The following is a 13,129-nucleotide window of genomic DNA, read 5'->3' on the forward strand; positions in this document are numbered from 1 at the left end:
TCTCCTCGTCAAAACTAATCATTTAATTTAACTAGCTTATTTCCCCAATTGTCATGAATATTAATTTAAATGAATAGTCAACCAATAGCGATCGCTGCTAACAAGATTATCTGTAAATATCGCTCGCACGATAAAAAAGACAGTGCTGATGCTTTTTATAGCTCGAAAGAAACCGAGATTTTACTCAAACGATATCGGTTAAAACAACCCGCACGAGTTAAATCTATTAATGCTAAATATCATTTAGTTACCAATGTCGAACAACTTAGAAAATTACTCGACCCTTTAATTGATACAATCGAAAAATTTGGCATCGATACTGAAACCACTGGCTTAGACCCCCATACCAGTAAAGTCCGTTTGGTACAAATTGCTGTCTTGAAGCATCCTGTTTTGGTAATCGATTTAGCTGCCATCGACCAAACTGGGTTGACTCCCCTCAAACAACTTTTAGCTAGCAACTGTCTCAAAATCGGACATAACTTAAAGTTCGATTTAATGATGCTGAAGAGTACGGGGTTTAATCTCGAACCTCCTTATTTCGATACCTATCTAGAATACAAAGTTTTGACTGCGGGACTCAAAAGAAGTAATACCCTAGAAACGTTAGTTCAAAAGCTATTGCGAGTAAAGCTTAATAAATCCGCTCAGACTAGCGATTTTAGTCGCAGTCTCGGCAAGGAACAGTTACAGTATGCTGCCAATGATGCTGCTGTTTTATTGCCCCTGCATCGACAACTGACCCGCCACCTAAGCAAAGCCAAACTCACCGCTACGGCTCAAACTGAGTTTAACTGTCTTAGAGCAGTGGCACAGATGGAACTCAATGGTGTTAGGTTAGATTTAGATAAGTGGCAGTTACTCAAACAGGATTTACTGCAACAACAAGCTCGGTTAGAAGAAAAATTGCAGGCACATCTGGTAACTCGCAATTGCTCGACTGACACTTTACTAGCTGAGTTGGGTATCCGAGTTAATCTCTCTTCCCCCAAGCAAGTAGTAGCTGCATTTAACCGATTGGGAATTGATGTGAAATCGACTAGTGTTAGGGAGTTAATTCCTTTAGCTCAAGATTATCCCGTCATTAGATGGTTGCTTGAATATCGCAGTCTGACAACTAAAATTAATACTTTCAGTGTGGGTTTACCTCAATTTATCCATCCAGTAACGGAGAGGATTCAAGGTCATTGGTGGCAAATGGGAGCAAGGTCGGGGAGATTTAGCTGTCGAGAACCCAATCTAACCAATATTCCTCGCGATATCTTTACTAGAAGATGTTTTACTGCTGCTCCTGGCAATGTCATCATTAAAGCCGATTACAGTCAGATCGAACTGCGATTGATGGCTAAAGCTAGTGGCGATCGCCGTATGATTGCAGCCTATCGCCACGGAGAAGACTTGCATCGGTTAACTGCTTCATTTTTATTCGATAAGCTAATTGAAAACATTGTTGATGAGGAACGTAAATTAGGTAAAATTGTCAATTTTGGCTTAATTTATGGCATGGGAGTGGCAAAGTTTTGTCTGACTACTGCTAAAAAGCACGACATCTATTTATCTAAATTTCAAGCCAGTCAATTTCGTCAGAAGTTTTTTTTACTGTATGAAGGAGTTGCTGCTTATCATCAGCGAATTCGACGGGAATGGCAAGCAGGTACTAGAATCAGTTACAGTCTCGACGGTAGGCGTAGAGTCTGGAGCAAGCGCACTAGACCGACTCTCAACGAACTTCTCAATCATCCCATTCAGGGTACAAATGCCACTATTATCAAACGGGCGATCGCTCTATTGGATTCTACTTTACTGGCAAAAGTCCCCCAGGTTAAGTTGATTCTGGTGGTACACGATGAAATTGTCCTGGAAGTGCCTCGCTCTTTAGCCGATAGAGTAGCGAGGTGTTTGTCCGATTGTGCTATTCGTGCCGCCAAACCGATTCTCGCTCCGATTCCTGTTGAAGTTGAGGTCAAGGTTTTAGATAGTTGGGGCGATCGCTAAATTTAAAACTTAATTCAATAATGTCGTTAGGCATTTCCCTTTTAAATCGTACTAAATAGTATGATTTAATATATGATTAAGGAGGTTACTATTATGACCCATCGTGCAACTATTACTCTAGATGATGATGCCTACGCCTTTTTAGAAGCTTCAGCGGGGAATAATCGTAGTGCTTATATCAATAAGCTGCTTAAAGAAGAAAAACAACGAGTATTGGCAAAACAGATAATGAGAGCCAATCAAGAAGAAGCTTCTGACCTTGCTTATCAAGAAGAGCTAATGAATTGGGATGTAACATTGTCTGATGGATTGAACGAGAGGGACACTGCGGTTTCCGCAGCTTGTCCAATCGAGTTATAAGTTGATGAGTTCTCCTGTTTATCGGCAATTGGAAATAAGATGGATCGATCTCGAGCCGACAAGGGGTGCTGAAACTCAAAAAAAAAGACCATGCGTTATTATCCAAGCCGACATTGTTAACCAGGGGTCGAAGACAATTATTATTGCTCCTATTCTTCCAGGACATAAAAATTGGCCTTTTGCAGTCAATGTCAAACCTAGCAAGAGTAACGGATTAGATAAAGAACGACATATCAACCTCAAACAGATGAGAGCAGTTGATGTTTCCCGCATCCAAAATCGCCAAGGAATTCTGGAACAGCAATATTTGAAACCGCTTCAGGAAGCTATTAAGATAATTTTCGCGCTCTAGGCAAAAGGGAAGGCTATGGCATTAATTTACCGAACATCAGAACTTTCATAAACTTCGTCTAATAACCTTTGAATCGCTCCATCTAACGTTGCCGTACCCACGAGTTGGGCATACTTATTTAGTTTTTCCCAAGTCTCTTGAGATAGTCGCACGTTATATTCAATGCCTAGCCCTGGTGTATATGCTAATCCCTCTGGCGGAAGTTCTTTAATTGACGAGTCTAATTCCATTTCTAAATATTCTTGAGAGATCGACTCAGTTTTACCATTACTAAGTTCCACAATTGCATCCTTTTTATTCGGTATCTGTTTAATTCTGCCAGATCGCTCTGGAAATAGAGGATGTGTCCTAGAAACAATTACTTTCTGTCCTACCGTTAATTTCTTGGACACCTTATCTTTTTTCGGTTTGATTTCGGACACAAGCTCGGATACAATTTTACCCGATGGTACTTTATTACCAGCTAACTCTATTGCTCTAGCCCATATTTCTCTCTGTTGGCGAGGTTCGAGCTTCGTTAAAGACCTAATTTGCCATTCTGAAGTAGGTATTATTTCTAAGGTTTTATTAGCGTCAGATGTATCCGAGCCATTTTGTGTCCGAATCGGACACATTTGCAGAATATTATCTACAACAGCAGCAGCATCAATTAAACGATAAGGATGACGCCGTTGCATTCCAAACCTGTCTTGGCAATATTTTTCAAACGTCTCGTGAGTAGAACGATACAAACGACGATCTCTTAATTCTTTTAGTGCAATTCCCGCTTGATAAAATGCTCGTTCTACCTGCCTCTCCAGCCTCAATCTGTCTCGTTCTTCTTCAAAACTTAATTCTTCATCACTGACTATACGGACATCTCGAGGTGCGAAGGCAACCTCCGCACCCGTGTCCTCTTCAATTTGAGTTTTTTCTGGTTTTATCAAGTCAACCATCTTCTTAAGCATAAATAGCGATTGAGCGAAGCCCGCTGCCAGAGGCAATCGCACGCTTTGGCTATTAACCATGTAAAGCGATCGCTCAATCCTAATTATCCTCATTATATATGTATATAATGAGAAAATAAAGCTCACTTTCAGTTTTTGATAGATAATATTAGGTGTGATAGTAAGGCAGTTTGTAATCCTGAAATGACAGATAACAACTATTCTCATGGCAAGCATCCCAATAGTTTGGCGAACTTAAACTACCGTGGCGGTAGACCAAAAACTTTTGATTCGTCTAAAAAAAGAAGAAGTGTATCTGTTACTGAAGAAGGATGGGAAGGATTACAGCCAGTTATTGAAGAGTTAGGCTGCAAGAGCGTTTCCGATTTTCTAGAAAAAGTTGGTAGAGGATTGGTAAAAATTGATGTTTCAGCTTAAAATTAGTGGCTCAATTATTGTACTAAACTCAATTTTCAAAGAAAAATCAAGCCATTATCGATTACAAATTCAGCCTTACTTTAGCAAGATTAAATACCTGCAAAACTTTCAGTTATCTTGCACTGCCAGTAATGTGTAATTTTTACTCTATTTAAAGGTGCTTGTCCGATCCAATTGTGCTGTTGACGCTGCAAACCCTTTTATTTCCCACATTTGACTCGCTCCCTCTATAAATTTTCGCAGTCGATATTAATTGATTCCAACAATTGTTTGAGACTATTTGTGGTTACTGTACTATTAACTTCTAAACCAGCAATCAACAGTTTATCTTTTAATTGAGATAGAGTTTGATAAATTTCTTGTAACTGAGACTGCTTTAATTGCAAATGTTGAGTAATTTGTTGTGAACTAGCACTGGTTTTAACCTTTTTTAGAGCAACAAGAGAATTAGCTATCTCTCGACAAAGATGAAGAACAAAATGAAGGATTTCTAATAGTTCTGGTAACAAAATGCGATCGCTTTGGTGAATATCTCGAGCTAAAACATGAATTTCTCTAACTGAAGATAATGTAGCTTGCCATTGAGAAAAAACCCGATCTTTTCCCAGTAGGCGATCGCATCGTGCTAATTCATTTTCAAAGTTTTTGGGAATCAAGAGATCGGCTTGGTTTTGTGCGTTAAATCGAGTAATTTTGGCTGGAATAATTACGCTCCAGATTACCAAAGTTAATAGCGCGATCGCCAATCCTACGATCAAAGCTAGAGGATGAAAACCCAGAGAGAAAATAAAAATAACATAACTCAAACTAAGAACCGCAATTAAAACATAAGTTTGATTGAAAGGCTTAATTTGTTGCCAATTTGCTAAAAAAAAAGAAATCATCAGTTATTTGCCTCATTTTGAACACTGCATAGATGACAAAAAAGCAGGATTTTAATAGTGTTAGCTCCTGCCTTTTGTTTGTTTTGAGTTTAGTTACAACTCAAAATCTGAAAGGAATCGTATTTGGCTTCAAGCTGTTGGCGCAATTGCTGGTTTTGTCTGCCAAAAGTTGCTAAAGTTTCGATCTTGTGTGGTGAGGGAATTTGGGGAAAGCTTTCTATTCCCCAGTCGCTAAAAGAAACTACGCGCTCGATTTTTAAACGAGAAGGATGTTGGTTATAAAGCCGTTCGTAAGCCTTGACTACTTGTTCTTGCCATTGCTGGGGTTGGCAATAGCTACGGTCGATAATGATAGTAACTTGGGGAACAATTAACCAATTAAATAGTAACCAAGTTAAAACGAAAGCAGTACAACTTCCAGCTATAAGCATCGACAACTCTCGATTCAACGATTTATTGAAAATATTCATACTACATTTGAGTTTGAAAAATTTGATGCATGAGTTCTTTGACGTTATCTGGATTACCGTCTTTGACAGTAGTTTCGCTAAAAGCTGCGATCGCTTCTAGTTCTTGGTAATTGACTTCGCCGTAAGCAATTGGTAAGATTCTGACTCCCGCATTAGCCACGACATCCCGAATTCGGTCGAATTCCAAACCCGTAGTGCGATCGCCGTCGCTGAGAAGTAGTAGATAGAAGATCCCATTGGGATCGCGTTCTTTTTTGGCTAGTAAATCTGCCAAACCCACGACCAAACCGTCATAGATTGCCGTACTACCCACTGCTTGAAGGCTATCGATCCCTGCTAAAAGTCGTTGCTGTTGATTTTGGTCAAAGGCATTCAAATCGACGATGCGAGTAGGTGTATCGGCAAAGGAAATTAATCCAATTTCGTTACCTGGATTAATTTCTGTCGTAGCTACTCGTAAAGCTTCTTTGAGAGAGTTAATTGGTTCGCCTTCTAGAGAGCCAGATACATCGACGACCAATTCCATATAAACGGTTCTACCCAAATCCTTACGTTGTTTCCAGTATTTTTGTGCTGCTAGTAAAATTTCTCCATTAGGTTGGGGAGGAGAATCTGTCGCTGCATTTTGTACGGGAACAAAGCTATCTTTAGTTGCCAGTTGCTGCATTTTTGTGGAAAGAACAAATTGAGTAAATTTAGTCAACGCAGCTTCTTGTTCGGGACTATTCCAACTAAAAGTGACTAGAGGATTATCGTGAGCTACACCAAAGCTGACAAAGTGAAGGTTTTTAAATTCTGGCTGTTGTTTGAGATTGAGGTAATTTTGGTACTCCAAAGGGAAAGCATCTAATTTATCGGGTTCGCGCTGATAGATTTCGAGCAAGTCTAGAGTTGTCGTAGTCGTTACTAACACGCGATTTTGAAACGTCTCGAAGACAGAATTAACTGGCTGAGAATTGAGATCGCTTTTAGTTAGAGGTTTACCATCGAGATGATGCCCCGCACCACGCCAAAAAGTAGAATAGAGTAAATTAATTGCCGTAGAACTTTCATAGGGGTTGGCATAGCCGACAGTTAAATTACCCGCTAAAATCCCATCTAAAACGCGATCAAAGGTTACTTCTCCGTCTTTGGCTAGTTTTTGATAGGCTGATTCGGAAAGTACCAAACCCGCAGTATTAGGAACGAGTTGAGGTGCGATCGTCTTAAAATCAATTCCTTGGGCTTGTAGCATCGATAGCCAAAGACTATTAGAAGGACTATAGGCGTTAGGTTTAGTCGCTCCTGCTGCAATTAATCTCGCTCCCGCACCAGAGGGAATTGAACGAATGCTTACCTCTATTTTCTGACCATCAATAGTTTGGTTTTGAGCATTAAATTCATCTACAGCTTCAATCAGGAAATCTTCAGTAGAAGAGTCTGGATTGGCTTTTTCTGGTGAACTATAAATTTCTAAAGGGATGACATCAACATTGTTGGTGTTTTTTGCTCCATAAACGGGATAATTTTCTAGGTTAGGAATCGGTTCGGTAATTGCTGGAGTGTCAGATATCGGAAGTATCTCAGGTAAAGGACTGGGATTTACCGTAATATTATCGACCAGTTTGTTTATTTGGGTTATTGTATCCGATGGCGATAGTAATACTTGCTTTGTATCTGGGCTACAAGCCCATAAAGACGATAGACACAGCAATAAAGTAACTACAAAATATAATAACCATCGAGTTATCTTAAGATGTTTTTTGTTCATTTATTTATCGATTAAGAACTAAATTATTCAACAACTCGGTCGAAAATCGCGAGGAAATCTCGCCATTATTCGCATCTAATTTATTAATCGGTGTAAAAAACTAATTTGTTGCATCGATGCAAGCAAATTTTAAGGACAACTAACTTCTGTGTCGTAAGACCAAATATAATCATTTTGTCGAAGTAATTGAAAAATGATTGCCCACAGACTTACCCTAGCCATGATTTCACAATCTTTTTGGTAATTGATAAATTCTGGGGTAAAGAGCGTGTAAACATTAAAATTGTCTCTTTCTAAAATGACAATCTGTTCTCCTTGATAGTCGATAAATTGAGTAGTGCCAGTTAGAGGAACAATTTTTGGCGCGCCAAACTCAACTCCCAATCCAATTCCTACTGCACCTGGCGGTACATCTGGAGCTTTGCATTGAATGGGAAATAACATCATAAGTAGGGCAAATAAGACAAAATATCCGAGCTTTTTCATGTTTCATTGCACCTTCAGTAAATTATTGTTTTAGTAATAGCGATCGCTCTAAAAGCGAATTGCTAGACTCTCTTTAATTACTTCGGTGTTGAAGACTTGAAAGTTGTAATTTTTGTCTTGATTTTTTCCTAAAAAAAAGTTCGGTCTTTAACCGAACCTGCTGGCAATTATTTAAGGGCAATATTTACTTTGAATGACTACGTTCTAGCCAAGTATCGATACTTTCAATTCCTAAAGGGGTAGGCATAGCAGTACCAGAATTATTAGTAGGAACGAATAACATCGTTGATTTGCCCTCCATGCACATTTCGTATAGCATATTCATCGCACGTAACTGTAATGAAACGGGGTTTTTTGCATATTTTTCGGCAGCTTTGGCAATCGCATCGACTGTTAGTTCTTCTGCTTCTGCTAGTTTAACTCTGGCTCTTTTTTCTCGTTCTGCTGCTGCTTCACGGGAGATAGCTTCTTCTAATTCTTTGGAAACTATCACATCTTTAATTTCTACGCCGACAATTAAGATTCCCCACTGACAGACAAATTCAGCGATGTGTTCCATCACGATATCGCCAATTTTATCTCTTTGGGATAGTAATTCATCTAAACTCGATTTACCTACCATATCTCTAATCGAAGAACGAACCGCTAGTTGAGTAGCTTGATGATAGTTATCGACATTTAAAACTGCTACTTTAGAATCCCGAACTTTATAAAATAAAATGGCATCAACTTCTACAGGAATATTGTCTCTAGTTAATCCTTTTTGTAGCGGTACGGTGTATGTAATTGTTCTTTTGTCTACCTTTTGTGCTGTCTGAATAATTGGGAAACAGAGATACATTCCAGGTTTAGCTGTTTTAGATAACCGTCCTAAAGTAAAGATTAAAATATCTTCCCATTGGTTACAAATTCTGATGGATAATAGTATTATTACTATTGCCACAATTATAATAATAAATAGCATTTCCATTGTTTTCTCCAATTAAAATGGTGTTTGTAAGCGATGCATTGATTTTAAAAAAGATGAAGTTGCAAAAACAAGAGGGGTAAATTTTTAGTATACGAGACTAAAAAATCACTACCCTAAGATTTAGTTGAAACATATTTTAGAAACTACAAAAGGATTGACAAATATTTCTATTTTTTCCAAAGAAACAGCGTGATTGAGTCCAGCTTCCGATTTGCCACTGTTTACTCCAATTACGCGTCCTTGAAAATTTAGTAAAGGACTACCAGAGCTATCAAGATGAGTGATAAATGCATCGTGTAATATACCCAATTCTGGATCGATACTAGAAATAGTTCCTGCTGCAAAAGAATTACTCGTTTTTTCAGATGAATAGATAGTATATACAGGTTCGCCTACTCTAGCATAATTGAAAAACATAAAAGGGAAAAATAATGTATCTAAAGTAGGTAAAGATTTTTTTTGAGCCAGAAAAGATGGTAATAGTGGCAGTTTGAAAGAAATAGCTGCTAAATCAGCTTGTTCATCTGTTTTAAAAACATATCCAGAGTATTCTTCTCCATTAGCAAGAATCACTTTGATTTTCCAGTTATCTTCGACAATATGATTGTTAGTAATTACTGCAAACTCTGAATGATCACAAGATCTTCCTGCTTCGACAATGAAACCTTTACCAATATTATTATCTGTTTTGATGGTAACTATTGCTTTGTTGGCTTTTTCATAGATTTCTTGAGGAGTTTTTTCTTGATTATTAGCCATCTCAAAATTACTTTTTATTTTAAGATAACTGTTATTCAAATTTTGAGCTAGAGTATAATTAATCGTTACTAAAACTACTAGCATTATAATAACTATATGTCCTATAAAGCTCTTTTTTGATTTAGATTTTTTGTTTTTTTTCTCATACATTACTCTTGTTATTACAATTAACTGTACTAAAATTAATTTAAGAGCGATCGCACCTCGCCTTCGGCAAGATCGTAATACTTGCATTAATCTTTTTTCATTCATCTGGCAATTTCTTTTTACTAATACCTATCTCTCTTATCGGTACGATTTAAGAAAATGTTGCATAATCGCAGAAATAATTTTACGATTGCGATCGCGAAACTTTATTCCAAAAATTATAAGACCAATCTAAAATATGATGAAGCTGCAAAACACTAACTTTTAGTTACACGCTCAAAAATCTCTTAGTTTTTGAATAATTTAATGCTAGTCGGTAAAGTTTTATTTAAACAATACAAGGTTATTGAACAAATCGATAAAGGTGGTTTTGGTCATACCTATATCGTTATCGATCTTGCCTTTCCTGGCAAACCCCGTCGGCTTCTCAAACATTTATATCCCATAAATAGAGATGCTGCGAGTTTAGCCAAAGCTAAAAAATTATTTGAAATTGAAGCAATCGTTTTATCTCGCTTAGGAGAACACGATCGCATTCCCCGTCTTTTTTCTCATTTTGAGGAAGATGGAGAGTTTTTTTTAGTGCAGGAATTAATTGAAGGTCGAAATTTAACTTCTGAATTTAAGTTAGGTAAAAGATGGGGTGAAACCGAAACGATTGAGTTTCTTCGAGAACTTTTAGCAATTTTGTCTTTAGTCCATCAAGAAAATACGATACACCGCGATATTAAACCCGCCAATATCATGCGTCGTCAAAAGGATGGCAAATTAGTTCTCATTGATTTCGGTGCGGTAAAAGAAATTTTAACCGTAAATCAACACGGAAGTACTAATATATCTTTACTATCGGATGGTATTGGTACCCCTGCTTATATGCCACCAGAACAAGCAATGGGAAAACCTGGAAAGTATAGTGACATCTATGCAGTAGGATTATTGGGTATTCAGGCTGTCACTGGTTTATCGCCTACAAAAATACCTCAAAATTCCGAAGAGTTGGAAACAATGTGGAATAAACTTAACCTCAAAATCAATCCACGATTCAAGAGTCTTTTAAATAGGATGGTTAGTTTTCAATACAAACAAAGATTTTCCGATGCTGATGAAGCTTTAGAGGCACTCAATCTAATTCAAAAAATCCCATCAAAAGTAAAACTACTATCGCTTTTATTAGGAGCTATAGGACTGACTGGTGCGGGGATTTCTGTTTTGACTTTTATGAATAAGCCTAACTATACTGGCTTGGCAACATATTTACAAAACGAGCAATGGCAACAAGCTAATACAGAAACAGATAACCTTATTCTCAAAATTGCAGGAGAACAGAGTACTTTAGATGCCGAATCAATTCAAAAATTCCCTTGTAACTCACTGCAAAAAATCGATGAATTGTGGATGCAGAATAGTAATGGACGCTTTGGTTATACTCCCCAAAAAAAAGCTTATTTAGAAACAGGAAATGAATTCGATCGCTATATCGAATCTACTTATGAAACATTTGGCAATGAAGTTGGTTGGAGAATTTTTGGTACTTGGAAAAGATACAACGACTTTAATTTCAATCAGATCGATACGACCATAACCCCATCGGGTTTTCTTCCTACTCCAGGTAAAGTAGCCGATAACAAACAAGATTTACGTATTCGCGAACGGGAAATGTTATTGTCGCGGTTCGATGCTTGTGGATTTTAATTTAAAACACATCTTCGTAAAGATTTGCCATTGTTAAACTCAATCCAACTGAAGTTAGGTGTAAATTGTCGCTTTTGCCTAAAGTTTCTACTGTCCAGTTATCCTGGTTGTCTCGACGATAAACTTCGACTTTCATCTCATCTTGAGCAATTAAGACATATTCTTCTAAACTCTCCAGAGTTTGATAATTGATTCTTTTTTCTCTGCGATCTGTAGTAGCGGTAGACTCAGAAAGGACTTCTACAATTAGTTTGGGACTGGTTTTAAAATACTTGGCACTATCATTGGGATCGCAGGTGACTAAGAGATCGGGATAATAAAATATGTCGGCTGTTGGCAATTTAACTTTTACTTTCATATCGGAAACAAAGGCGCGACAAGAACTCCCTCTTAAGTGAGGACGTAATAAGGATATAAAATTTGTAACAATCAAATTATGTTCTTCGCTAGCACCAGCCATTGCAAAGATTTGTCCCGCTACGTATTCATGACGAATTTCAGCATTTTGCTCTAATTTGAAGTATTCTTCTACAGTGAGTAAGTTTACAGAAGAGTGCATTGTTTTATCTGTGTTTTTTTAAAACTCTTATGGATTGACATCCTCACCGCCCTAGAAGTGCGGTGATTCCCAAACATCACTATTTGGGTTTCTGTTTCTTTCTCTTTCGAGTTTTCCGCAACTGCCCACGCGAAAGGCGAGTGGGGGAAACCCCCAAGACCGCACTCGCTCCTTTAACACTATGGTTATCAGGTCTTATGTCCGCTCCACAGACGATCACTGCGAGTCCCGCAGCGAGTATGTTTTTTGCAGCGTTGATGTCCCTGTCAATGCCTATTGTCATACAGCTAGGGCAGTCCCAACTGCGAACATTCAAAGGCAATTTTTCAATTACGAAACCGCATTGACATCGTTTGCTGCTTGGAAAAAAGCGGTCAATCTTGACCAGTTTTCGTCCGTACCACTCGCACTTATATTCCAGTTGCGCTCGCATCTCACCCCAAGCTGCATCGCTAATCGAACGAGCCAGCTTACGGTTTTTGACCATGTTTCTAACTGCCAAGTCTTCAATAGCTATCAGGCTATTAGACTGAACCAAGCGAGTAGTCAATTTGTGCAGAAAATCAGTACGAGCATCTTTTATTTTGGCGTGTATTCGAGCTACTTTAAGTCGCGCTTTTTCTCGGTTTCTAGAGCCTTTGGTTTTCCGACTCAGTTCCTTTTGCGCTGCTTTGAGCTTTTTATACAGCCGATTAAAATGTTTTGGGTTAACTATCTTCTCACCATCGCTGGTACTGACAAGACTGGTAACTCCAGCATCCAACCCAATCTTTTTGTCTGTTGGTGGAAGTACCTCTACGGTATAGTCATCAACCAACAAAGATACGAACCATCTACCAGAGGGTTCGAGTTTAACAGTAACAGTCGAAGGTTCACATCCTTGAGGAATATACCTCGACCAAACTATATTCAATGGTTCTTCGCATTTAGCTAACCAAAGCTTACCTTCCTTGTAGCGAAAAGCTGCTTTGGTAAACTCTGCCGAACCACCGTTACGTTTTTTCTTGAACCGAGGGTAATTAGCTCTTTTACTCCAAAAGTTAGAAAAAGCTTTTTGCAAATGTCTCAAACATTGCTGCAAAGGTACACTGCTAACTTCATTAAGAAACTGCAAGTCTTCGGTTTTCTTCCAGTTAGTCAGCAAGCCAGAGGTTTGCTTATAGTCAACCCTTTCTTGTTTGCTATACCAAGCTTCGGTTCTTGCAGCCAGAGCTTTGTTATAGACCAAACGAACACAACCCATTGTCCGTCGCAGGAGATTTTCTTGCTCGGCAGTTGGGTAAAATCGGTATTTGAAAGCACGTTCGGTCATGCTTACATATTATCACAAATTCTGTAAAG

General features: G+C 38.3%; 14 protein-coding genes. 5 read left to right on the plus strand and 9 right to left on the minus strand.

Annotated elements, in window-relative coordinates; genetic code table 11:
- Nucleotides 1-69: 69 nt before the first annotated feature.
- From STA7437_RS22505 to STA7437_RS22515, 3 genes are all read left to right on the plus strand, one after another.
- Complete coding sequence (locus STA7437_RS22505) at nt 70-1,995, plus strand: DNA polymerase (RefSeq protein WP_015211940.1); 1,926 nt, start codon at nt 70-72, stop codon at nt 1,993-1,995.
- Nucleotides 1,996-2,088: 93 nt separating this feature from the next.
- On the plus strand, nt 2,089-2,355 hold the full coding sequence (gene mazE / locus STA7437_RS22510) for a type II toxin-antitoxin system MazE family antitoxin (protein ID WP_015211941.1): 267 nt from the start codon (nt 2,089-2,091) through the stop codon (nt 2,353-2,355).
- Between the two features lie 4 nt (nt 2,356-2,359).
- Nucleotides 2,360-2,707 carry a type II toxin-antitoxin system PemK/MazF family toxin gene (locus STA7437_RS22515; protein ID WP_015211942.1) on the plus strand — a complete coding sequence of 116 codons (348 nt, stop codon included), beginning with the start codon at nt 2,360-2,362 and terminating at the stop codon, nt 2,705-2,707.
- Between the two features lie 26 nt (nt 2,708-2,733).
- On the opposite strand, the gene STA7437_RS25175 is transcribed toward STA7437_RS22515, so the two are convergent.
- The gene (locus STA7437_RS25175) at nt 2,734-3,747 is read right to left on the minus strand and encodes a hypothetical protein (RefSeq protein WP_150109185.1); all 1,014 of its coding nucleotides are present in this window, start codon (nt 3,745-3,747) and stop codon (nt 2,734-2,736) included.
- 90 nt (nt 3,748-3,837) lie between these two features.
- Between STA7437_RS25175 and STA7437_RS22525 the strand changes: the two genes are divergently transcribed.
- A complete protein-coding gene (locus STA7437_RS22525) occupies nt 3,838-4,071 on the plus strand; it encodes a hypothetical protein (protein WP_041620436.1) in 234 nt (77 codons plus the stop codon).
- Between the two features lie 227 nt (nt 4,072-4,298).
- Here the strand turns inward: STA7437_RS22525 and STA7437_RS22530 are convergent, their stop codons facing one another.
- From STA7437_RS22530 to STA7437_RS22555, 6 genes are all read right to left on the minus strand, one after another.
- On the minus strand, nt 4,299-4,955 hold the full coding sequence (locus STA7437_RS22530; RefSeq protein ID WP_015211945.1) for a hypothetical protein: 657 nt from the start codon (nt 4,953-4,955) through the stop codon (nt 4,299-4,301).
- An 89-nt stretch (nt 4,956-5,044) separates the two neighbouring features.
- On the minus strand, nt 5,045-5,386 hold the full coding sequence (locus tag STA7437_RS22535; protein WP_015211946.1) for a hypothetical protein: 342 nt from the start codon (nt 5,384-5,386) through the stop codon (nt 5,045-5,047).
- Nucleotides 5,387-5,426: 40 nt separating this feature from the next.
- Nucleotides 5,427-7,175: a VWA domain-containing protein gene (locus STA7437_RS22540; protein ID WP_015211947.1), complete on the minus strand. Its 1,749-nt coding sequence runs from the start codon at nt 7,173-7,175 to the stop codon at nt 5,427-5,429.
- Between the two features lie 129 nt (nt 7,176-7,304).
- A complete protein-coding gene (locus tag STA7437_RS22545) occupies nt 7,305-7,661 on the minus strand; it encodes a hypothetical protein (protein WP_015211948.1) in 357 nt (118 codons plus the stop codon).
- Between the two features lie 184 nt (nt 7,662-7,845).
- Entirely contained in the window at nt 7,846-8,631 is a 786-nt protein-coding gene (locus tag STA7437_RS22550) for an SPFH domain-containing protein (protein WP_015211949.1), read from the minus strand.
- A 120-nt stretch (nt 8,632-8,751) separates the two neighbouring features.
- Nucleotides 8,752-9,642, minus strand: a complete 891-nt coding sequence (locus tag STA7437_RS22555; protein WP_015211950.1) for a S1 family peptidase — start codon at nt 9,640-9,642, stop codon at nt 8,752-8,754.
- Nucleotides 9,643-9,843: 201 nt separating this feature from the next.
- On the opposite strand from STA7437_RS22555, the gene STA7437_RS22560 reads away from it, so the two are divergent.
- Nucleotides 9,844-11,229, plus strand: a complete 1,386-nt coding sequence (locus STA7437_RS22560) for a serine/threonine-protein kinase (RefSeq protein WP_015211951.1) — start codon at nt 9,844-9,846, stop codon at nt 11,227-11,229.
- Nucleotide 11,230: 1 nt separating this feature from the next.
- On the opposite strand, the gene STA7437_RS22565 is transcribed toward STA7437_RS22560, so the two are convergent.
- Together STA7437_RS22565 and STA7437_RS22570 are read right to left on the minus strand one after the other, a co-directional pair.
- Nucleotides 11,231-11,788: a Uma2 family endonuclease gene (locus tag STA7437_RS22565; protein ID WP_015211952.1), complete on the minus strand. Its 558-nt coding sequence runs from the start codon at nt 11,786-11,788 to the stop codon at nt 11,231-11,233.
- A gap of 79 nt (nt 11,789-11,867) precedes the next feature.
- Entirely contained in the window at nt 11,868-13,100 is a 1,233-nt protein-coding gene (locus STA7437_RS22570) for an RNA-guided endonuclease InsQ/TnpB family protein (protein WP_015194629.1), read from the minus strand.
- Between the last annotated feature and the right edge of the window lie 29 nt (nt 13,101-13,129).

The sequence above is a fragment of the Stanieria cyanosphaera PCC 7437 genome, assembly GCF_000317575.1.
GTDB lineage: Bacteria > Cyanobacteriota > Cyanobacteriia > Cyanobacteriales > Xenococcaceae > Stanieria > Stanieria cyanosphaera.

What these genes read in the sequence shown, in the direction of transcription:
- STA7437_RS22505 (WP_015211940.1), top strand. Translation starts at nt 70, where the DNA reads ATGAATAGTCAACCAATAGCGATCGCTGCTAACAAGATTATCTGTAAA.
- STA7437_RS22545 (WP_015211948.1), bottom strand. Translation starts at nt 7,661, where the DNA reads ATGAAAAAGCTCGGATATTTTGTCTTATTTGCCCTACTTATGATGTTA.
- STA7437_RS22525 (WP_041620436.1), top strand. Translation starts at nt 3,838, where the DNA reads ATGACAGATAACAACTATTCTCATGGCAAGCATCCCAATAGTTTGGCG.
- STA7437_RS22550 (WP_015211949.1), bottom strand. Translation starts at nt 8,631, where the DNA reads ATGGAAATGCTATTTATTATTATAATTGTGGCAATAGTAATAATACTA.
- STA7437_RS25175 (WP_150109185.1), bottom strand. Translation starts at nt 3,747, where the DNA reads ATGAGGATAATTAGGATTGAGCGATCGCTTTACATGGTTAATAGCCAA.
- STA7437_RS22570 (WP_015194629.1), bottom strand. Translation starts at nt 13,100, where the DNA reads ATGACCGAACGTGCTTTCAAATACCGATTTTACCCAACTGCCGAGCAA.
- STA7437_RS22565 (WP_015211952.1), bottom strand. Translation starts at nt 11,788, where the DNA reads ATGCACTCTTCTGTAAACTTACTCACTGTAGAAGAATACTTCAAATTA.
- STA7437_RS22515 (WP_015211942.1), top strand. Translation starts at nt 2,360, where the DNA reads ATGAGTTCTCCTGTTTATCGGCAATTGGAAATAAGATGGATCGATCTC.
- STA7437_RS22555 (WP_015211950.1), bottom strand. Translation starts at nt 9,642, where the DNA reads ATGAATGAAAAAAGATTAATGCAAGTATTACGATCTTGCCGAAGGCGA.
- STA7437_RS22535 (WP_015211946.1), bottom strand. Translation starts at nt 5,386, where the DNA reads ATGCTTATAGCTGGAAGTTGTACTGCTTTCGTTTTAACTTGGTTACTA.
- STA7437_RS22560 (WP_015211951.1), top strand. Translation starts at nt 9,844, where the DNA reads ATGCTAGTCGGTAAAGTTTTATTTAAACAATACAAGGTTATTGAACAA.
- mazE (WP_015211941.1), top strand. Translation starts at nt 2,089, where the DNA reads ATGACCCATCGTGCAACTATTACTCTAGATGATGATGCCTACGCCTTT.
- STA7437_RS22540 (WP_015211947.1), bottom strand. Translation starts at nt 7,175, where the DNA reads ATGAACAAAAAACATCTTAAGATAACTCGATGGTTATTATATTTTGTA.
- STA7437_RS22530 (WP_015211945.1), bottom strand. Translation starts at nt 4,955, where the DNA reads ATGATTTCTTTTTTTTTAGCAAATTGGCAACAAATTAAGCCTTTCAAT.